Genomic DNA, 19,839 nt, shown 5'->3' with positions numbered 1-19,839 from the left:
GCCGGGGATCCGAACATGACCGGCTGGCATGACCAACTGTTGAGGGGAGAGTGGACCGCCGGTGAGCTTCCGGCGTATGTCTTACCGGGCTGTCGCCGGCATCGCCGGGGCGACCACGTGCCTGGTGGTGGACCAGGCGACGTACAGCAGGGGCGCGCACGCCAGCAGCACGCCGACCACCGGCTTGACCAGGATGACCGCGACGGCCAGGGCGAGCACGGCGACGGTGGGCGCGGTCAGGTACCAGCGGCGCGCCACCAGGAAGAGACACGGCAGGACCAGACCGCGCAGCCGCACGCCGCGCGGCGTCTCGGCGACCACCACGAGCAGCGCCACGGCCACGGCCACGGCCAGCGCGGTCGCGGTGGCGAAGAACGGCACCAGCAGCGGCCCCCACGAGGTCCGCGAGACCACGACGGCGTCCAGGACCAGCACGCTCACCAGCGCCGCACCCGCGGCCCAGACGGCGAGCGCCCGGCCGGCGGCCTGGCGGTAGCCGCCCCAGAACGCGCCGAGCACGGCCGTCGACCCCTCGCCCAGCGCGGCGAAACACCTGAACGCCCCGGCGAGCGCCGGCGCGCACAGCGCCGACAGCACGGCGAAGAACGGCCACGACGCCAGCGGGTCGCGCACGATCGCCAGCGCCAGGAGCAGCGGCGCGCACGCGACGGCGAGCAGCACGTTCGTCATCAGGCCGACGTACACGGCGCCGAACACCCTCTCGTACGTCTCCTGCCTGGCGGGCCGGAGCAGGCCGCGGATCGCGCTCATCCCTTCAGCCCGCTCGTCGCGATGCCCTGGATGAAGTAGCGCTGCCCGAACAGGAAGATGACCAGGATCGGCAGCACGGAGAGCACCGCCCCCGTCATGATCATGGCGTAGTCGGCGCTGTACTGGCCGATGAACGAGCGCAGGCCGAGCTGGACCGTCCACAGCTCGTTGCTCGTCAGGTAGATGAACGGCCCCATGTAGTCGTTCCAGGTGCTGACGAAGGTGAGCAGGGCCAGGCTCGCCAGCGCGGGCTTCGACAGCGGCAGCATGATCCGCCGGTAGATGCCGTACTCGCTCAGCCCGTCGATGCGCGCGGCCTCGCACAGCTCGTCGGGGATCGACATGTAGTACTGCCGCATGAGGAACACGCCGAACGCGCCGAACGCCTGCAGCAGGATGATCGCCAGGTGCGTGTTGGTCAGGTCGGCCTGCTGCATCATGATGTACTGCGGCACCATGTACGCCTGCCACGGCACCGCGATCGTGCCGATGTAGAGCAGGAAGAGCGTGTCCCGGCCGGGGAAGCGCACCTTGGAGAACCCGTAGGCGGCGAAGCTCCCGGTGAGCACCTGCAGGAAGGTGATCGTGACCGACAGGAACACCGAGTTGCCCAGATAGGTCGCCAGCGGGATCTGCGTCCAGATGTCGACGAAGTTCGACCAGCGCAGCTCCTGCGGGATCCACTCGATGGGGATGGTGAAGACCTGGTTGTCGCGCTTCAGCGACGACGACAGCATCCACGCGAACGGCACGAGCACGATCGCCGTCACCACGGCGAGCGCGGCGTACGCCAGGACCGTGCGGACCAGGCGCCGTCCGCGCCGCCGCGGACCGGAGGAGGGCGCCGGCGGGCGGCGCCGCGCGGCCGGGGGAGCATCGTGCAGCGCGGTCATGTGGCACTCCTCCGCTCGTTGAGACGGAACTGGACGACCGTCACGGTCAGGACGATCACGAACAGCACCAGGGCGATCGCCGAGGAGTAGCCGAACTCTCCCTCCCTGATGCCCTCCCTGTAGACGAGCAGGGCCAGGACCAGCGTGCTGCGGCCGGGGCCGCCCTCCGTCATGACCTGGATCAGGTCGAGGATCTTGAAGCTCTGGATCGTCAGCATGACCAGGACGAAGAACGTCGTCGGCCGCAGGCACGGCAGCGTGATGCTCCAGAAGCGCTGCCAGGCGCCGGCGCCGTCGACCTTGGCCGCCTCGTAGTACTCCCTGGGGATCGTCTGCAACCCGGCGAGGAAGAGCACCATGTAGTAGCCCATGTCCCGCCAGACGCTGGTCATGATCACCGTCGGCATCACCCAGTCGGTGCTCGCCACCCACCTGGGCGGGTCGGAGATCCCCAGCACCTGCAGGAACTGGTTGACCGGGCCCGCCGTCGGGTTGAACAGCATGTTGAACACGACGGCCACGGCGACCAGGGAGGTGATGTACGGGAAGAAGGCGGCGGTGCGGAAGAACTGCACGCCGCGCAGCTTCCTGTCGAGCACCAGCGCGAGGCAGAGCGCGGCGATCAGCGTCAGCGGGATGTGGCCGGCCGCGTAGTAGAGGGTGTTGAAGAGCGCGACCCGGAAGTTCTCGTCGCCCAGCAGCCGCTGGAAGTTGTCCAGTCCCACCCACTCCGGCGCGCTGTAGGAGTCCCACTCCATGAACGCCAGCGCGAACGCCGCGACCATGGGGACGAGCGTGAACAGGGCGAAGCCGACGAAGTTCGGCAGGATGAAGCTCCACCCGATCAGGGTGTTGCGCCAGGCCCGGGGCCGCCGGGGGGGATCTTTCGGCGCGGCCGGCGCCGGTTGCGTCATTACATGCGCCATGATGATCCTTTGTAGCTCCTTCGGTGCGCGCCCGAGCAGGCGGCGGGCGCCGGACATCGCCGGGCCCGCCGCCGGTTCTCAGTTGAGTACTTCGCTCTTGACGCGGTCGTTCATCGAGCGGATGCCGTCGGCGGGCGACTTCTCGCCGACCATGATGAGCTGGTGCTCCTCGTTGAGGATCGTGTCGATGTCGGAGGTCTTGTCGCTGACGGGCATTTCCAGCACGACCTTGTCGGGCTCGAACGCCTTCTTGGACATCGGGTCGGCCGGCATGCCCTTGAGCGAGAAGTACGCCTCGGTGATCTCGGGGCTCTGCAGCGCCGGCACCACGCCCACCTTGGTGATCGCGTCGGCGCCGGCCTTGCCCGCGGCGAACTGCACGAACTTCCTGGCCATGTCGGCGTGCTCGGCGCGCTTGTTGACGGCGAAGGCCGTCGGCGAGCCGAACGTCGTCACGTCCGTGGCCCCCGGCCGCTGCGGCATCGGGGCCAGCCCCCACTCGACCTTGCTGGCGCCCTTCTCCTTCGCCTCCAGGATGCCGGAGATGTACCAGGTGCCCATGGGCATCATGGCGGTCGCGCCGGTCTCGAACATGGTCCGGTAGTCGGCCTGCTGCGCGGTCGCGGTGCCGAAGTCCAGGGCGTTACCGGCCTTCTGCAGCCCGAGCGCCAGGTTGTACTGATCGGTGAAGAAGCTGTAGTCGCCGCTGAGCTGGTCGCCGCCGGTCTGGGCGGCCGAGATGGCCTGGACGACCGAGCGCCACGTGTGGTGGTAGGTGCCGTAGGTCTTCTTGGCGCCGTCGCCCTGCGTGAGCTGCTGGGCGTACTTGGCGTACTCGTCCCACGTGATGCCGTCGTCGAACTTCACACCGGCCTTGTCGGTGAGGGTCTTGTTGTAGTAGAGCAGCCAGAAGTCCTGGCGGTACGGCATCGCGAAGTAGGCGTTGTTGACGTTGAAGGCGTCCAGGCCGGCCAGCTTGGAGGTGTCGGTCGACTTCACCAGATCGGTGAGGTCGACGAGTTGCCCGCGGCTGGAGTAGCGCGAGTAGTCGGTGACGTTCTTCATGGTGATCACGTCGGTCTTGTCACCGCCGGCGAGCATCGTGGTGACCTTCTCGGGATAGTCGTCGGCCAGGATGTCGACCGGCTCGATCTTGACGCCCGGGTTCGCCTTCTCGAAGGCGTCGAAGAGCGCTTTGAACTCGGGGGTCTTGGCGAGGTTCCACACCGTGACGGACAGCGTGACGTTGCCCCCCTCCTCGGCGGGCTCGGCAGCGCCTCCGCACGCGGTCACGGCGAGCGCGAGGACGGCAGCCGCCGCCGTGCACTTCACAAGGCGGCGTCGCACTCCGCGCCCTCCTAGCGTGTTCGAAGCGATCATTGATCCGGTCTCCTTTCCATCGAGCCGGTCTCAGAGCTCAGGCGCTCACCACGAACTCGTCTGGGGTGACGGCCGCGCGCGGCGGCTTGCCGGACAGGTAGCGTTCGAGCTCGTCGAGCGCACTCTCACTCATGCGCCGGGTCTCGGATCCGAGAGAGCCGGCGATGTGGGGGGTGATCATGACGTTGGGCAGGTCGTACAGCAGTGAGTCCGCGGGCAGCGGTTCCGGCTCGGTGACGTCGAGGATGGCGTCGAGCCGTCCCGTGGCGCACTCGCTCTCCAGCGCCGCGGTGTCCAGGACAGCGCCACGCGCGGTGTTGATCACCGTAGCGCCTCGTCGCAACAGGGCGAGTTCCTTCGCCCCGATGAGGTGACGGGTGGACGGCAGCGCGGGAACGTGCAGGGTGAGCACGTCGCAGCGGCGCAGCAGCTCGGGCAGCGGGACCAGGTGGGCGCCGGCGGCGCTGACCTCGGCCGGGTCGGCGTACGGGTCGGCCACCAGGATGTCCACCTCCAGGCTTCGCAGTCGATCGGTGACCCGGCGTCCGGTCCGTGAGAAGCCGACGACGCCGATGGTCCGCCCGCGGTTGGACAGCTCGCCGCGCGAGGCGGCGTAGGACCAGGTGTCGCGATGTTCGCGCGCGTCCTGGGCGAGGAACGGGGCCTTCTTGCCGGCGAAGATGACCGCCGCGAGGGTGAACTCGGCGACCGGGATCGCGTTCTCGTCGGCCGCGGTGGTCACGAGGATCCCTCGGCGCCACACCTCGTCGGTGACGAAGGTGCGCACCGTGCCCGCGCAGTGGAAGATCGCCCGGAGTTTCGGCGCGTCGGCGAGCCGCTCCGCCGTCAGCTCCGGGCAGCCCCACGACGTCACGAGCACCTCCACCTCGCGCAGCCGGCTTCGCACGTCCGCCGCGTCGAGGTCGGTGACGGGAACCGGGTCCGCGAGCTCGGTCAGCGAGCGCAACCGGCGTAACTGCGGCTCCTGGAACTGCACGCTGAAATGCGCGGGGTCCATGACCAGCAGGGCCTGCGGTCGGCGTCCGTCTCTCACTCGGGTCCCTTCGGCGGCAAGCGCTTACCAGTGCCGCCGATCATGTCCGATCGTTTCAATCACGTCAACACTTTGTTAATCAAAAACGATCAGTTCATGCGATCGTTATTGATCGGTCGGCGTGGTGCTCCTGTGCTGCGGAAGATCGGTGATGCTCATGTAACAGGAACGAAGATGCGATGTTGTCATCGGCCTCCGAAAGCGTCAAGGCCTGTGCGCACAGGTGATCGAAGTGAGCGTTTCTGATCAGAAAGCGTCTTGACGCCCCGCGGTGACGGTGCCAGCATCACCTCCCGTCGCGATCCGGCGACGCCCCCGCCGCACAGGAGGACCGCATGCGCACCCTGCGAGAGTTCGACGACCGGCGGCTCTCGCCGTACACCGGGTGGACCCGAGACCACTGGGCGGCGCTCGCCGACGACCTCCTGCTGACCGCCCGGCGCCATGCCTCCGACAGCCACGCGCGCGTCTCCTTCCCCGGCCCCGCCGGAGGGTACGGCGCCGACGTCGACGCGCTCGAAGGCTTCGCGCGGACCTTCCTGGCGGCCGGCTTCCGGGTGGCGGGGGAGGGCGGGCGTGACCCGCACGGGCTGATGGAGTGGTACGCCAAGGGGCTGGCCGCGGGCACGGACCCGCACTCGCCGGAGCGCTGGGTGAGGCTCGACGAGCACGACCAGGCCAAGGTCGAGGCCGCGTCCATCGCCCTGGTGCTCCACCTGACCAGGCCATGGCTGTGGGACCGGCTCGACCCGCGCGTCCAGGAGCAGGTCGTCGACTACCTGACGCCCGCGATCGGCTCCGGCTACCCGCCGATCAACTGGATCTGGTTCCAGATCGTGGTCGAGCAGTTCCTTCTCTCGGTCGGCGCCGGTGCTCCGGACGCTCCAAGGGCCGACATGCGCCGGGACATCGACGAAGGGCTCGCGCTCACCGACGGCTTCGCGCGGGAGAACGGCTGGTACGCCGACGGCGCCGAACGGTCCTACGACCACTACGCCGGATGGGCCCTGCAGTTCTACCCGTTGTTGTGGACGGAGATGGCGGCAGGGGACCCGGCGGCGGACTCGCGGCGGCCGGTCTACCTGCGGCGGCTGGAGCGCTACCTGCGGGACGCGGTCCATCTCGTCGGCGCCGACGGATCCCCCCTCATCCAGGGGCGCAGCCTCACCTACCGGTTCGCCGCCGCCACCCCCTTCTGGACGGGCGCCCGCGCGGGACTGTCCACCCCCGCCCCCGGCCTACTGCGCCGCGCCGCCTCCGGCATCGTCCGCCACTTCGCCGACCACGGCGCCCCCGACGACGACGGCCTCCTCACCCTCGGCTGGCACCACCCCTGGCGGCCCATCGCCCAGTCCTACTCCGGCCCGGGCTCGCCCTACTGGGCGGCCAAGGGCCTGTACGGCCTGTCCCTGCCCGCCGACCACCCGGTGTGGACGGCCGTCGAAGAACCCCTCCCGATCGACACCGGCGACTACGGGCTCGCCATCCCCGCTCCCGGCTGGCTGGTCAGCGGCACCCGCTCCGACGGCATCGTCCGCGTGCTCAACCACGGCACCGACCACTCACACCCCGGCACGAACCTGACCGACTCGCCGCTGTACGCCCGCCTCGGCTACTCGACCGCCACCTCCCCCGTCCTCGCGGGCGAGCACGCCGACCAGCCGCTGGACCAGTCGGTCGTCATCCTCGACGAGCACGGCCTGCCCAGTCACCGCACCGGCTTCGAGACCCTCCTGCTCGACCAGCTCCCCTCCGGCACCCTCCTCGGCGCCTCCCGCTGGCAGGCCCACTGGGTCGTCCCCGACGCCACCGGCCCCGACCACGGCTCCGGCCGCTCGGGCACGGTCCGCCTCGGCCCGCACATCACTGTCCTGTCCGTCGCCCGCGGCCCGTGGGAGGTACGGCTGGTACGCCTGGCGGAGGCAGGCGACACCCCAGGCGTGCTGCGCATAGGCGGCTGGCCCCTCCCCGCGCGGACTCCGGCCTCCGACACGGACCGCGGCGAGACGGCGGCCACCTGGAACGGCGCCGCTCACTCCCGCGTCATCCCCGGGCCGGGACTGGACCTGTCGGGCGTGACCGCCGCCGAGGACTCCTCGCCGCTCGCCGCTCGGACGCTCATCCCGTGGTGCGCCACCAGCACGGCCGCCCAGCCGGACAGGTGGTACGAGGCGGTGGTCCTCCTCGGCGGCGAGGAGCCGCCGGAGGCGCCGGCGCTCTCCTGGGACGGCCCGGCGAGCGCCCGCATCTCCTGGCCGGACGGAACGACCGACACGGTGGACACCTCCGTCGCCCTCGGCTGACCGGACGACGCCCCAAGGGGAGGGTGGCCGCGCTGGAAGCCGACCGGTCCGCGACCGCCGGGCTCGGCCAGCTCCAGGGGCCGGCGCAGCTGGGAGACCTTGGTCTTGCAACGTGTTGCCGGGCGGCACTCGTGCACCAGCAGGTCGGCCAGCAGCGCCCGTGACTTCGCTTCGGGCACCCGCACCGGTCGCCCGTCAGCTGTCCACACCGCCAGGGGACCAAGTACTCCAAACCGCACCAGGTCACCTAAGCCCGGCACGAACGATCTTAACTCGTGACGAGGGGAGTCGCCTGGCGAGTCCGGGGGCATCCCGCCTGTCCCTGAGCACCTGGGTGAGGAGCGACTCCTACGACGAGGACGAGCGGACGATCAGCCGTGGTTCGACGACCACCCGGTGCGCGGGCCGTTGCGGGTCCGGATCGGCCAGGCGTGCCGCGAGCAAGGCGAAGGCCGCATGGCCGATGGCCGACTTCGGCGGGCGGACCGCGGTCAGCGGCGGGTCGCACAGCTCGGCCACCTCGTCGTCGTAGGTGACGACGGTGAGGTCGCCGGGCACCCGGATGCCGCGCTCCTGGCAGCGCTCGACCAGGCTGATCGCCTCCGGGTCCGAGTGCACCAGCAGCGCGGTCGTACCTGATGCCAGGGATCTGTCGAGCACGTCGTCGACCACCGCGGACCACTCGGGGTCCCGCTGGTCGACCGTGGTGACGTCGAGTGCGCCGTTGAGAGGAAGGCCGAGCTCCTCGCAGGCCTGCCGCCAGCCGCGCCGTATGTGCGGGGCCGTGGGGCTCTGCAGCGTGGTGATCACCCCGACGCGCCGGTGGCCGAGCGCTGCGAGGTGCCGCACCGCCATCGCCGCCCCGAGCGCGTGGTCGCTGACCACCGACTCCATCGCCTCCTGGTAGGGCCCGACGGTGGCGGTGCGTTCGATGAGCACCACCGGCACGTCGGTGTGCTGCAGCCACCGGACCAGGGCCTCGCCGTCGTCCCCTGTGGTGGTCGGCGCGACGAGCAGCCCGTCCACCCCCACCGACTCCACCAGCCAGGAGAGCTGGCGGCGCTCGTCGGCGGCCTGGTAGGTGGCGCCGCGCAGCACGATCCTGGCGCCGGACGCCGCGGCGGCCTGACGGACGCCGCGGATCACGTCGGGCCAGTAGTAGTCGAGCGACGGGACGACCACGCCGATCGTGAGCTGCTGCCCCCCGCCGTCCGGAACGGGCGCCGCCTGCGGGGCCGGCGTCTCCGGATCCTTGACGGCGAGCGTGTCGGCGAGCGCTCCACCGTGGAGCACGGCCCCGCCGCGCACTCGGCGGATGAGCCCCTGGGAGGCGAGCAGCGCGATGTCGCGCCGGACGGTGATCGCGGAGACGTCGAGCTCCGTGGCCAGATCGTTGACGCGTACGACGCCACGCCGGCGCAGCAGCTCGACCACCTGGGCGCGGCGCTCGTCGGGCAGCGGCGTGGGGGAGTCGGCGACGCTCACGGGCGCACCTCCACCCGGACCTGGAGCGAGCCGCGCGCCGTGTCGGGCAGCCGCAGCTCCAGCCGGGTCAGCCGCTCGCCCCACACCGCGCGGAGCATCGGATCGTCCAGCTCGCGTACGGTGAGCGAGGCCGTGACCGGCCCCGGATCCCAGGTGACGAGCACGTCGCGGGCGCCGTCCAGGGGCCGCACCGCCACGTGCCCGGCGGCGAGGTCCACCTGCCCGGCCAGCAGGAAGTGCAGCACGCTCGGGGCGCCGCCCGCGCCGGTGAAGCTCCAGACGTCCTCGATCGTCACCCGCGACGCGGCCCGGTCGAGCCGGGCAGTCCGCCGCCACCGTTCCAGCTCGGGTACGGGGTACGCCGCCGCGAGGTCCATCCGCGCCTCGAACACTCCGGGCGTGTCCACCGCCTCGGCGTCGCGGGCCCGGAACCGGCTGCCCTGCCCCTGTGGCGTGCCCCGTACCTCCGGAACGCTGTGCCAGCTGCTCTGCATCGTCCAGATCGCGTAACGGTCCGGCCCGAAGGTCTGCGCCGTGTACGTGGGCCGTCCCGCGTCCACGATGACCGGCACGCCGTCCACGGCGACGACGACGGCGCCGACGTCGTTGTGGTTGTGATGCTCGCCGTTGTGCCCGCCCTTGACCGCGAGCGTGAGGCCGAGCGGCGTCCCGGCGGCGGGCCGCGCGAGGCCGACCTGCGTGCCCGGCAGCCAGAAGCCGGAGACCAGGGGCGGCTCGCCCCCGGCCGCCCGCCGCCACTCGGTGTCGGCGAGCTCGTTCAGCGCCCGGCCGAGCTCGGCCGTGACGGAGACCGGACCCTGATGTGCGGCGGCGTGCCGGACCGCGTCCTGCTCTCCGAGCCGTCGGGCCCACCGGTGCAGCGCCTGCCAGGGGAAGTCACTCGACGGCCGGGCCCGGGCGTCGGCGAAGTTCAGATACCACGGCCCGCCCAGGTGCATCCGGTGCGGGAAGCGTACGGTCTCCCGCACGACCGGCACCCGGCCGGCGCTGAGCGCGCCCGACGTGGCGTGCTCCAGCACGTCGAGCGCCTCCAGCGCGCGGCAGGCGCCGTTCCACCAGTATTCGTAGCCCTCGTCGATCGAGCCGTCGGCCGGCAGCGCCGCGAGGTAGCGGTCGACGCCCTCCAGAGCCAGCGCGACCTGCCGCGCCCGCTCGTCCCCCTGCTCGCCCAGGCGCAGCGCGGCGACGAGGATGTTGCCGCAGATCCACGGGCACCAGTTGTGCACGTCGCCGTCGAGCCCGAGCCAGTGCCAGTCGCGCCGCCGCGTGAACGGCTCCAGTACCCGCACCCGCACCTCCGCCCGCGTCCGCTCCCGCAGTCCGGGGAACCGCGCGTCCAGCCGCGCCCCGAGCGCGTGATCGGCCCAGGCCAGCTGGGCGGCCACGTCGGCGGCCCCCAGATCGAGGCACGGCTCGGCCACGTCGGGCAGGACCGTCCCCCTCGGCCGGCACGTGTCCTCATGCGCCGGCCAGCACCACGAGCTCTGCTCGCACAGCAGGACCATCCCGTCGGCGGCCTCGTCCAGCCACCGCTCGTCGCCGCTCGCGACCGCCATGAGCACGGCCCGGGTCAGCCGGTCCTGCCGCCCGAACACGTTGCCCTCGTAGACCGTGCGGTTGCCGTCGCGGAAGTAGCGCGCGTACTGCGAGGCCAGCGGCTGCGGCCACGGCGTCCCCAGCTCGGCCTCCGCCCGCTCCCGCACGGCGACCAGCGGGCCGGCCTCGCCGGCCGCGGCGGCGCTGGAAGGCGCGGGCAGGGCGGCGTCCGGCGGCAGCAGGGTGTGGACCAGCCTCTCCCACGAGGAGGCGGCTCCCCAGGCGGCGAGCAGAGGACCGGGGCTGGTGTGGCTCGGCGGGCGGGTGGCGGTGCCGGGTGCGGTGTGCGTCATAGTCCTCCTCGCGGGGGACCCCATAGTACCGATCGGATGTGATCGAAGTTGAATCAACGAACACATCGTTCGCCGCTGCCGATCGGCGTCGTATCCCCGCATCCGCCTCGACGGACGAGACCGCGCCCGCCATGGGACGAGGTGGCGCGCTCGCCGTCCGATCACTTCCGAACAGAGGAGAACATCACCGACGGGGGTCCAGTCGATCGGCAGCTAGGCGTGAAGTGCCGGGGGCGGGGGCAGTGGAGGGCCTTCTCTCAGGAAGGGGCCGGATGCCGGAGACGATTGAAGACAGGTGCGAGCGGGTGGCGCGCGACGTCCTGGGCCTGGACGAGCTGCGGCCCGGCCAGCTGGAGGCGATGGCGGCGCTGGCGGACGGGCGCGACACCCTGGCGGTGATGCCGACAGGGGCCGGGAAGTCGGCGATCTACCAGGTGCCCGCGCTGCTCCTGGACGGCCCGACGCTGGTGGTGTCGCCGCTGGTCGCGCTGCAACGCGACCAGGTGGAGGCGCTGCGCGAGCGGGACGAGGAAGCGGTGAGCCTGGACGCCGCGACGTCCGCGAGGGAGCGGGCCTCGTCGTTCGAGTCGTTGCGCGCGGGCGAGACGGAGTTCCTGTTCTGCGCCCCCGAGCAGCTCGCCCGGCCGGACGTGGTGCGCGAGCTGGCCGCCGCGGCGCCGTCGCTGCTGGTGGTGGACGAGGCCCACTGCGTGTCCGCGTGGGGGCATGACTTCCGGCCGGACTACCTGAGGCTCGGGGCCGTCGTCGAGGCGCTCGGCAGGCCGGTGGTCGCGGCTCTGACCGCCACGGCGGCGCCGCCGGTGCGGGCGGAGATCGTCGAGCGGCTCGGCATGCGGGATCCGCTGCAGATCGTGCGCGGGTTCGACCGGGCCAACATCCGGCTGGAGGTGCGGCGCTCGTCCGGCGACGGCGGTGAGGAGGTGGCCGAGGCGGTCGGCGAGCTGGACGTACCCGGGCTCGTGTACACCAGCACGCGCAAGCAGACCGGTCAGCTGGCGCAGCGGCTGGCGGACGGCGGTGTCAGGGCCGCCGCCTACCACGCGGGCATGCGCAGGGCCGAGCGCGACGGGGTGCAGGCGGCGTTCATGGCGGGAGACCTGGACGTCGTCGTGGCCACCAGCGCCTTCGGGATGGGGATCGACAAGCCGGATGTGCGGTTCGTCGTCCACGCCCAGGTGCCCGGGTCGCTGGACTCGTACTACCAGGAGATCGGGCGGGCGGGCAGGGACGGGGAGCCGGCCGCGGGGGTGCTGTTCTACCGGGCGGAGGATCTGGGGTTACAGCGGTTCTTCACCGGGGCGCTCCCCGACGAGGAGGCGCTCGCCCGGGTCGCGGAGGCGGTGGAGGCCGGTGGGCGGACCGACCGCAAGCGGCTGCGCGAGGAGCTCGACCTCACCCCCCGGCGGCTGACGTCGCTGCTGAACCTGCTGGAGAAGGCGGGCGCGGTCAGGCTCGGCACCCGTACGGTCGGGTGGGCCGGACAGGCCACGGCCGAGGCGGCGCGGGCCGCCAGGGCGGTGGCCGAGCAGCGCCGGGACATCGAGCGCACCCGCCTGGAGATGATGCGACGCTACGCCGAGACCCGGGACTGCCGGCGCGTGTTCCTGCTGGGCTACTTCGGCGAGCGGCTCCCGGCTCCGTGCGGGAACTGCGACACCTGCCATGCCGGGACGGCGGTCGAGCAGAACGGCGCCGAGGCGGGCCCCTTCCAGATGCACGCCCACGTCGAGCACACCGCGTGGGGGCCGGGAGAGGTCATCCGCCGCGAGCGGGACCGGCTGACCGTGCTCTTCCGCGACGGCGGCTACCGCGAGCTGCTCCTGTCCGCCGTGATCGAGGAGGGCCTGATGCGCGAGACGGATGCGCCCGAGCTGGTGTGAACATGGTCTGACCGGGCAGCGGTTGACCACGGAGAAAGGAGCTCTGACATGCTCGTATGCGGGATGCTCGACCCCGGTCCCGCCGATGTCGGCGCGGACCGCGGCCTGATCGCCGACGCGGTGCACGCGCTGTTCGACTGTGCGCAGATCTGCACGGCATGTGCCGGCTCCTGCCTCGGCCAGGAGCAGCTCGCCCTGCTCCGCACGTGCATCCGGACCGCTCTGGACTGCGCCGACCTCTGCGAGGCGACGGCCAGGGCGCTGTCGCGCCGCCTCGGCTACGACGCCGACCTCACCCGCGCCCAGCTCAGGGCCTGCATCGAGATCTGCTTCCGCTGCGCGGAGGAGTGCGAGCGCCACGCGAGCGAGCACGAGCACTGCCGTGTGTGCGCCGAGGACTGCCGCCGGTGCGCCGCGAGCTGCCTGGCGCTCCTCACCGCGTTCGGCTGATCCCGCGTCACCGGGCATCGGAGCGGGTGGGGCACCATGGAGCTGTGAGCGAGAGCGCGAGGAGGTCGCTGGCCGACCTGGTGGCCGGCGGCGAGGTTGCGGTGCTCAGCGGGGCGGGCCTGTCCACGGAGTCGGGCATCCCGGACTACCGGGGGCCGACGGGCCTGGCCCGCAAGGCCGAGCCGATGACCTACCAGCGGTTCGTCGGCAGCGCGCAGGCGCGGCGACGCTACTGGGCGCGCAGCCACGTCGGCTGGCGGCAGATCGGCGCCGCGCGGCCCAACGACGGGCACCGGGCGGTGGCCGAGCTGGAGCGGCGCGGCCTGCTCGCCGGCATCGTCACCCAGAACGTCGACGGCCTGCACCAGGCGGCGGGAGCGCGGCGGGTCATCGAGCTGCACGGCGGCCTCGACCGGGTCGTCTGCCTGTCGTGCCGGGCGCGCACCCCCCGCACCGAGCTGGAGCGCCGCCTCCGGGCGGCCAACGCGCAGTGGGACGCCGCCGCCGGCCAGATCAACCCCGACGGCGACGCCGTGCTCGACGACGAGCAGGTCGAGGGGTTCCGGGTGGTCGACTGCGAGACGTGCGGCGGCCTGCTCAAGCCCGACGTGGTGTTCTTCGGCGAGAACGTGCCCCGCCCCCGCGTGGACGAGTGCTTCGCCCTCGTGGCGGGCGCTCGGGCGCTGCTCGTCCTCGGCTCCTCGCTCGCGGTCCGCTCCGGCCTGCGGTTCGTCGGCCGGGCCGCCGACCTCGGCATCCCGATCGCCATCGTCAACCAGGGCCCGACCCGCGGCGACGCCGACGCCGCTCTCACCCTGGACGCCCCGCTCGGGTGGACGCTCACCGACCTCACGTCCCGGCTGGAGCAGCGGCTCAGCCGGGCACAATAGACGGCATGCCCGCTCCAGCCACCTGCCCCTGCGGCCTGCCCGCCCCGTACCAGGACTGCTGCGGCCGCTTCCACCGCGGCGAGGCGTCGGCCCCCACGGCCGAGCTGCTCATGCGGTCGCGCTTCGCCGCGTTCGGCACCGGCGACGCCCCCTACCTGCTGCGCACCTGGCATCCGGCCGACCGCCCCGCCCGCCTGGACCTGGACCGGCGGCTGCGCTGGACCCGTCTGGAGATCCTGCAGACCACGGGTGGCGGCGTCGTCCACACCGAGGGCACCGTACGGTTCCGCGCCCACTACGTCGAGCGCGGCCGGCCGGGGGAGCTGGAGGAGCACAGCAGGTTCGTCCGGCTCGACGGCCGCTGGGTCTACGCCGGCGTCGTCTAGCGCTTCGCGGTGCGCGGCAGGCGCCGGGTGATCGCGGGCAGCAGCCCGTGCGGCAGGAAGAGCACCACGACGATGAGGACGAGCGCGTAGACGGCGTACGACAGCACGCTCGGCGCGTAGGTGGGCATCCCGGGCAGCGCGCCGACGGTGTTGAGCGCCTGCACCAGCAGGGTGACCGCAGTGGCGCCGACGACGGCTCCCCAGATGGTGCCGAGCCCGCCCACGACGGCCATGACGATGTACTGGATCGAGATCAGCACCGGGAACGAGCCGGGTGCCACGTAGCCGGTGTAGAAGCAGTAGATGCCGCCCGCCAGGCCGGCGAACGCGGCCGACAGGGCGAACACGACGAGCTTGTAGCGGCCGACGGGGATACCGGAGGAGGCGGCGGCGGTCTCGCTGGTGGCCAGGGCGCGCAGGGCGCGGCCGGGGCGTGAGGTGATGACGTTGTGGGTCGCCAGCATCACCAGGGCGAGGCCCGCCCACGTCAGATAGGCGTACGCGACCGCGCTGCTCATCTCCCACGACCCGATGCCGAACTGGGGGATGGCCTGCAGCCCGATGTCGCCGCCGGTGATCTCCAGCTGCCCCGCCAGGGACAGCAGGATGAGCTGCATGGCCAGGGTCGCGAAGGCCAGGTGGTGGCCGCGCAGCCGCAGCAGGGGTGTGCCGATCACCAGCGCGGACGCGGCCGCGACGAGCGGGGCGGCGATCAGGCCGGCGAGCGGGGGCACGCCGCCCAGGGTGAGCAGCGCGGCGGTGTACGCGCCGATGGCGTAGAAGGCGCCCTGGCCGAGCGAGACCTGTCCCGCGTAGCCCATGAGCAGCGAGACCCCGACGGTGACCATGGCCGCCAGGCCGAGCAGGATGTAGACGGCCAGCGCGCTGTCGTCGAGCAGCGCGGGCAGCGCGAGCGTGACGGCGGCGGCCACGAGCCCGCCCGCGAGCCGCTTCACACCGTTTCCTGGTGGATGGTGGAGCGGCGGCTCGCCTGGACGATCATCACGACGATCATGAGTCCCAGCGCGACCTCCAGCTGATGCGACCCGTAGCCGTAGCCCGCCGCCATGGTCTCGGCCACGCCGAGCAGCAGCGCTCCGGCGAGGGTGATGACCGGGCGGGTGAGCGCGCCGAAGACGGCGGCGGCGAAGCCGTTGACGATCAGCGTGACGTCGGTGTCGAAGGAGATCGGCCGCAGGGGCGTGATCAGCACCCCGGCGAGCCCGCCGAGCAGGCCGCCGAGCGCGAAGGCGAGCAGCCCCATCCGCCGGGTGTCGATGCCGACCACCCGGGCGGCGTACGGGTTGGAGGCGCACGCGGTCAGCGCCTTGCCCAGGTAGGTGCGGCCGAAGAAGAGCGCGAGCAGCACGAACGTCGCCGCGGTGACGCAGATGACCAGCAGGTGCTGGGTCTGGATCCGCGCTCCCGCGATGGTCACCGAGCCGGCCAGGCCGGGGGCCGAGCGCGGCTGGTCGCCCCACAGGACGATCTCGACGGCGTAGGCCAGCACGCCCACGCCGAGGGTGACGATGAGCGCCGACAGGGGGCTCGTGCCCCGCCGGCCGATGGCGACCAGGCCGGTCAGCAGCCCGGCCACCGCCCCCGCCAGGACGGCGGCGACCTCGCTGAGGCCGTGCGGCAGCCCCATCCCCAGCAGCGAGGAGGTGCACAGCCCGGCGACCACGGCGAACGTCCCCTGGGCGAAGTTCACCACGCCGGTGACCCGGTGGATGACGACCAGGCCGCTGGCGATCAGCGCGATCGCGCACCCGACGGCCAGGCCGTTGAGCAGGTACGTCAAGAAGGCGCTCACGGTCCCACCCCCGCGTCCGGGACGCTCATGTGATCGCCCCGCCGAGGTAGGCGCTGGCCACCCGCGGATCCTCGGCCAGCTCGGCGCTGTCCCCTTCGGCCACCAGCCGCCCGGACTCCAGCACGTACGCCCGGCGGCACAGCTCGAAGGCCAGGCGCGCGTTCTGCTCGATGAGCAGCACGGTCAGCCCGTGCTCCCGGTTGAGCTCGGCCAGGTGCGCGGCCAGGTCGGCGGTGACGTTGGGAGCGAGGCCGAGCGACAGCTCGTCGACCACGAGCGCCTCGGGGCGCGACATCATGGCCCGGCCGAAGGCCACCATCTGCTGCTCGCCGCCCGACAGCACGCCCGCGCGCCTGCTCGACAGCTCGGCCAGGCGCGGCAGCAGGTCGTACACGGCGGAGGGGTCGCGCCGCCCCGAGCGCCAGCCGCCCAGAGCCAGATTGTCGGCGACCGACATATCAGGAAAGAGCTGGCGGCCCTCCGGGATCAGCGCCAGCCTGCCCCCGACCCGGACGGTGCCCGAGGCCGGGGCGAGGAGGCCCGCCAGCGTGTTGGCCAGCGTGGACTTCCCCGCCCCGTTCGGCCCGAGCAGCGCCACCATCTCACCCTGCCCTACCGAGAGGGTGACGTGATCGAGAGCGGTGGCCGTGCCGTACGAGACGACCAGGTCCGTGACGTCGATCATGAGGCCTGTCCGAGATAGGCCGCGAGCACGAGCGGGTCCTCGCGGACCTCGGCCGGGGAGCCGTCGGCGATGACCTGTCCGAGGTCCAGGACGACGACGCGGTCGGCGAGCCGCGTCACGAAGGCGACGTCGTGCTCGATGAGCAGGATGGTCAGCCCGCCCGCGCGCAGCTCCTCCACCAGCGCGGCGAGGTGCTCGCGCTCGCCGCCGCGCAGGCCGGACGCGGGCTCGTCGAGCAGCAGCAGCCTGGGCCGCGCGCACAGGGCGCGGGCGAGCTGCAGGGCGCGCTGCTGCCCGATGGGCAGCAGGTCGGTGGGCCGGCCGGCCCACTCGGCCAGCCCGACCCGGTCCAGGGCCGCGTCCGCCTCGCGCGCGATCTCCCGCTCGTCGCGGTGGTGGCGGGGCAGCCGCAGCGCCGCCGACACGAACCCGGAGCGGGTCCGGCCGTGCATGCCGACCATGACGTTCTCCCTGACCGTCATGCCGCGGAAGACCCTGGCCCCCTGGAAGACGATGGACATGCCGAGCCTGGCACGCCGGTGCGGCGCGAGCCGGTCGACGCGGTGCCCGAGGAAGGAGATCTCGCCCCGGTCGGCCGTCAGATGGCCGGTGATGAGGTTGAACAGCGTGGACTTGCCGGCGCCGTTGGGCCCGATGATGCCGCACACCTCGCCCTCGGCGACGCCGAGCGTGACGTCGCGGACGGCGTAGACGCCGCCGAAGGAGCGTGAGACCCCGGTGACCGTCAGCACCCGCTACCCCGCGTTGACGGTCTTGGTGAGCTGCTCCTTGGCCCAGTCGGTGGGGACGAACTCGCCGTCCTTCACCGTGTTGACCGAGATGAACTCGGGGGACAGGCCGGAGTGGTCGGTGGGGGAGTAGCGGAAGCGGCCGTTCGGGGTGATGAGGTCCATCGACTCCAGAGCCTGCTGGACCTTGGCCTTGTCGGTGCTGCCGGCCTTCTTGATCGCCTCGAACAGCAGCAGGCCGGCGCTGTAGCCGTCCTGGGCGAACTGCGGCGGCGGGTAGCCGTGCTTCTGCTCGTACGGCCCGGCCATCTGCTCGATGATCTGCTTCTGCTTGCCGTCGGGCAGGTGCTCGCCCACGACGCCGATGGCGCTCTGCACGGTCATGCCCTCGGCGGCGGCGCCCATCGGCTCCAGCCAGAGCTTGCTCGCCTGGGAGGCGGTCAGGAACAGCGGGGTCTTCAGCCCGGACGCGGTGTACTGCTTGGCCGCGGTGACACCCGGCGCGCCGGAGCCCCAGAAGACCAGCGCCTCCGCCTTGGACTCGCGCACGTGGGTGAACAGCGGGCTGAAGTCGGAGGTGTTGGTCTCGTACGGCTCGTCCACGGCGATCGTCACGCCGTACTTGGGAGCCAGCGCGACCATCGCCTTGTGCCCGGACACCGAGTAGGCGCTCTTGGAGTCCCAGGCGACGGCCACCGTCTTGATGCCCTCGGCCTGGATGTACTGCAGATAGCGCTCGGCGTACATGCTCGACAGCGCGGGGGTGACGAAGACGTAGGACTTGATCGGCTCGACCTGCTCCTGGGCGGGGGCCAGCGACAGATAGGGCATCTTGTCGCGCTGGGCGATCGGCTCGATGGCCAGCGCGCAGTTGGAGAAGACCGGGCCGATGAGCGCGTCGATGTCGCCCTTGATCTGGTTGTAGGCCACGATGCCCTGGTCGGGAGCGGTCTTGTCGTCGCGGGTGACCAGCTCCACCTTGCGGCCGAGCAGCCCGCCCTGGGCGTTGACCTGCTCGACGACGAGCTCCACGGCCTTCTTGTCCTCGCTGCCCAGCGGCGTGTAGTTGCCGGTCAGCGAGACGATGAGGCCGACCTTGATCGGGTCTCCGGCGCCGGACTCCTCGCCGCCGTTGCCGCCGCAGGCGACCGCGGCCAGCACGAGACACGCCAAGGACGGGAGAAGCCTGCGCATATGGACCTCCTGGACCCGCGTCTTATGGCCTCACTCCGTGAGGCGGCTCGGTCGCTGGGGGAGCCGCCGCCTTCCCTCGTCGCTCTGGTCGCTTCGCTCCCGCCGCTCCTCAGTCCAGGCGACGGCGCTCCCTCGCGTGCCCTGAATTTAGGCAGGTACATTACGGCTGTCAATAGAATGCCCAACTTATGGTCGGGAGCGGGGACGTGGCGGCACAGGGGCGCGAGGGCGGCGTACGACCCCAATCGGTGATCTTGACCTTCCTCGGCGACTACGTGTACGGCCGGGGCATCTGCGTGTTCTCCGGGAGCTTCATCGAGGCGTTCGCCCGGGTCGGGATCTCCGAGGAGGCGACGCGCTCCACGCTGACCCGGATGGTCAACCGCGGGCTGCTGCGCCGCCAGCGGGCCGGGCGGCGGATGTACTTCGGCCTCACCGCGACGAGCGCCCAGGTGCTCAAGGACGGAGAGCGGCGCATCTGGCACAGCGGCGTCGTCAACGACGCGGGCGAGGACCGGTGGACGCTCGTCGGCTTCTCGCTGCCGGAGTCATGGCAGCGGCAGCGGCACGAGTTGCGTTCCCGGTTGATCTGGGCCGGGTTCGGGCCGTTGCAGAACGGTCTGTGGATCGCTCCCGGCGAGGTGGACGCGGCCAGGGTGATCGACGGGATCGGCGCTGGGGTGAAGGTGTTCTCGGCCGAGCCCAAGCATCCCACCGACATGCACGCGCTGATCGGGGACGCCTACGACCTGGCGGGGCTGGGGCGGCGCTACGAGGGGTTCCTGCGGCGCTGGGATCGGGCCGACCCCGAGTCCGGTGCGCCGGACGACCTGGCCCGCTCGCTGATGCTGCTCACGGAGTGGCTGCAGATCATCAGGACCGATCCCCGGCTCCCGCTCCGCTACCTGCCGTACGGCTGGCCCGCCGAGAAGGCGCAGCGGATCTGCCATGTCCTGCACGAGCGGTTCAAGCCGGAGGCCGCGGCGATCGCGGCCGGGATCCTCGACACGGTGCCGGACGCATGCGGGGAAAGTTGGGCAGAACGGTGA

At 71.9% G+C, this 19,839-nt stretch carries 18 protein-coding genes; 6 read left to right on the top strand and 12 right to left on the bottom strand.

Translation table 11 applies throughout. The annotated features are described in order from the left end of the window. Positions 1-81: 81 nt before the first annotated feature. The 5 genes from V5E28_RS02295 to V5E28_RS02275 form a co-directional block, all read right to left on the bottom strand. Positions 82-771: a hypothetical protein gene (locus V5E28_RS02295; protein ID WP_336204458.1), complete on the bottom strand. Its 690-nt coding sequence runs from the start codon at positions 769-771 to the stop codon at positions 82-84. Next, positions 768-1,664, bottom strand: coding sequence for a carbohydrate ABC transporter permease (locus V5E28_RS02290; protein ID WP_336204456.1), 897 nt, complete (start codon positions 1,662-1,664; stop codon positions 768-770). Before V5E28_RS02290 ends, V5E28_RS02295 begins: the two co-directional genes overlap by 4 nt. Beyond that, a complete protein-coding gene (locus V5E28_RS02285) occupies positions 1,661-2,578 on the bottom strand; it encodes a carbohydrate ABC transporter permease (protein WP_336204454.1) in 918 nt (305 codons plus the stop codon). Before V5E28_RS02285 ends, V5E28_RS02290 begins: the two co-directional genes overlap by 4 nt. 90 nt (positions 2,579-2,668) lie before the next feature. After that, the gene (locus V5E28_RS02280; protein ID WP_336204452.1) at positions 2,669-3,937 is read right to left on the bottom strand and encodes an ABC transporter substrate-binding protein; all 1,269 of its coding nucleotides are present in this window, start codon (positions 3,935-3,937) and stop codon (positions 2,669-2,671) included. 70 nt (positions 3,938-4,007) lie between these two features. Next, complete coding sequence (locus V5E28_RS02275; RefSeq protein ID WP_336204450.1) at positions 4,008-5,024, bottom strand: hydroxyacid dehydrogenase; 1,017 nt, start codon at positions 5,022-5,024, stop codon at positions 4,008-4,010. Positions 5,025-5,359: 335 nt separating this feature from the next. On the opposite strand from V5E28_RS02275, the gene V5E28_RS02270 reads away from it, so the two are divergent. Continuing rightward, entirely contained in the window at positions 5,360-7,327 is a 1,968-nt protein-coding gene (locus tag V5E28_RS02270; protein WP_336204448.1) for a DUF2264 domain-containing protein, read from the top strand. A 348-nt stretch (positions 7,328-7,675) separates the two neighbouring features. Here V5E28_RS02270 and V5E28_RS02265 read toward each other — a convergent pair whose 3' ends face one another. Next, complete coding sequence (locus tag V5E28_RS02265; protein WP_336204446.1) at positions 7,676-8,812, bottom strand: substrate-binding domain-containing protein; 1,137 nt, start codon at positions 8,810-8,812, stop codon at positions 7,676-7,678. Further along, positions 8,809-10,722: a heparinase II/III domain-containing protein gene (locus tag V5E28_RS02260; protein WP_336204444.1), complete on the bottom strand. Its 1,914-nt coding sequence runs from the start codon at positions 10,720-10,722 to the stop codon at positions 8,809-8,811. Before V5E28_RS02260 ends, V5E28_RS02265 begins: the two co-directional genes overlap by 4 nt. A 272-nt stretch (positions 10,723-10,994) precedes the next feature. On the opposite strand from V5E28_RS02260, the gene V5E28_RS02255 reads away from it, so the two are divergent. The 4 genes from V5E28_RS02255 to V5E28_RS02240 are packed head-to-tail and all read left to right on the top strand — an operon-like array spanning position 10,995 to position 14,349. Continuing rightward, positions 10,995-12,623, top strand: a complete 1,629-nt coding sequence (locus tag V5E28_RS02255; protein ID WP_336204442.1) for a RecQ family ATP-dependent DNA helicase — start codon at positions 10,995-10,997, stop codon at positions 12,621-12,623. A gap of 48 nt (positions 12,624-12,671) precedes the next feature. Continuing rightward, entirely contained in the window at positions 12,672-13,073 is a 402-nt protein-coding gene (locus V5E28_RS02250; protein ID WP_336204440.1) for a four-helix bundle copper-binding protein, read from the top strand. A gap of 44 nt (positions 13,074-13,117) precedes the next feature. Beyond that, positions 13,118-13,963 carry an NAD-dependent protein deacetylase gene (locus V5E28_RS02245; RefSeq protein WP_336204437.1) on the top strand — a complete coding sequence of 282 codons (846 nt, stop codon included), beginning with the start codon at positions 13,118-13,120 and terminating at the stop codon, positions 13,961-13,963. Between the two features lie 5 nt (positions 13,964-13,968). Next, a complete protein-coding gene (locus V5E28_RS02240) occupies positions 13,969-14,349 on the top strand; it encodes a YchJ family protein (protein ID WP_336204435.1) in 381 nt (126 codons plus the stop codon). On the opposite strand, the gene V5E28_RS02235 is transcribed toward V5E28_RS02240, so the two are convergent. The 5 genes from V5E28_RS02235 to V5E28_RS02215 are packed head-to-tail and all read right to left on the bottom strand — an operon-like array spanning position 14,346 to position 18,790. Continuing rightward, on the bottom strand, positions 14,346-15,305 hold the full coding sequence (locus tag V5E28_RS02235) for a branched-chain amino acid ABC transporter permease (RefSeq protein ID WP_336204433.1): 960 nt from the start codon (positions 15,303-15,305) through the stop codon (positions 14,346-14,348). The genes V5E28_RS02240 and V5E28_RS02235 overlap by 4 nt on opposite strands. After that, positions 15,302-16,162: a branched-chain amino acid ABC transporter permease gene (locus V5E28_RS02230; RefSeq protein ID WP_336204431.1), complete on the bottom strand. Its 861-nt coding sequence runs from the start codon at positions 16,160-16,162 to the stop codon at positions 15,302-15,304. The genes V5E28_RS02235 and V5E28_RS02230 overlap by 4 nt, the downstream gene beginning before the upstream one ends. A 25-nt stretch (positions 16,163-16,187) precedes the next feature. Further along, positions 16,188-16,847: an ABC transporter ATP-binding protein gene (locus tag V5E28_RS02225; protein WP_336204430.1), complete on the bottom strand. Its 660-nt coding sequence runs from the start codon at positions 16,845-16,847 to the stop codon at positions 16,188-16,190. Continuing rightward, positions 16,844-17,599, bottom strand: coding sequence for an ABC transporter ATP-binding protein (locus V5E28_RS02220; RefSeq protein WP_336204428.1), 756 nt, complete (start codon positions 17,597-17,599; stop codon positions 16,844-16,846). The genes V5E28_RS02225 and V5E28_RS02220 overlap by 4 nt, the downstream gene beginning before the upstream one ends. A 3-nt stretch (positions 17,600-17,602) precedes the next feature. Next, a complete protein-coding gene (locus V5E28_RS02215; RefSeq protein ID WP_336204427.1) occupies positions 17,603-18,790 on the bottom strand; it encodes an ABC transporter substrate-binding protein in 1,188 nt (395 codons plus the stop codon). Between the two features lie 248 nt (positions 18,791-19,038). On the opposite strand from V5E28_RS02215, the gene V5E28_RS02210 reads away from it, so the two are divergent. Continuing rightward, on the top strand, positions 19,039-19,839 hold the full coding sequence (locus tag V5E28_RS02210) for a PaaX family transcriptional regulator (RefSeq protein WP_336204425.1): 801 nt from the start codon (positions 19,039-19,041) through the stop codon (positions 19,837-19,839).

It is taken from the genome of Nonomuraea sp. LPB2021202275-12-8 (genome assembly GCF_037044575.1).
In the GTDB taxonomy this organism is placed as follows: Bacteria; Actinomycetota; Actinomycetes; order Streptosporangiales; family Streptosporangiaceae; genus Nonomuraea.
Note: the sequence above shows the minus strand (reverse complement) of the source record. Positions and strands in the feature narration are given on the sequence as shown.

Bases quoted from the DNA above. Each gene is read 5' to 3' on its own strand.
- V5E28_RS02295 (WP_336204458.1), bottom strand. From the start codon at position 771: ATGAGCGCGATCCGCGGCCTGCTCCGGCCCGCCAGGCAGGAGACGTAC.
- V5E28_RS02290 (WP_336204456.1), bottom strand. From the start codon at position 1,664: ATGACCGCGCTGCACGATGCTCCCCCGGCCGCGCGGCGCCGCCCGCCG.
- V5E28_RS02285 (WP_336204454.1), bottom strand. From the start codon at position 2,578: ATGACGCAACCGGCGCCGGCCGCGCCGAAAGATCCCCCCCGGCGGCCC.
- V5E28_RS02270 (WP_336204448.1), top strand. From the start codon at position 5,360: ATGCGCACCCTGCGAGAGTTCGACGACCGGCGGCTCTCGCCGTACACC.
- V5E28_RS02260 (WP_336204444.1), bottom strand. From the start codon at position 10,722: ATGACGCACACCGCACCCGGCACCGCCACCCGCCCGCCGAGCCACACC.
- V5E28_RS02255 (WP_336204442.1), top strand. From the start codon at position 10,995: ATGCCGGAGACGATTGAAGACAGGTGCGAGCGGGTGGCGCGCGACGTC.
- V5E28_RS02250 (WP_336204440.1), top strand. From the start codon at position 12,672: ATGCTCGTATGCGGGATGCTCGACCCCGGTCCCGCCGATGTCGGCGCG.
- V5E28_RS02240 (WP_336204435.1), top strand. From the start codon at position 13,969: ATGCCCGCTCCAGCCACCTGCCCCTGCGGCCTGCCCGCCCCGTACCAG.
- V5E28_RS02225 (WP_336204430.1), bottom strand. From the start codon at position 16,847: ATGATCGACGTCACGGACCTGGTCGTCTCGTACGGCACGGCCACCGCT.
- V5E28_RS02215 (WP_336204427.1), bottom strand. From the start codon at position 18,790: ATGCGCAGGCTTCTCCCGTCCTTGGCGTGTCTCGTGCTGGCCGCGGTC.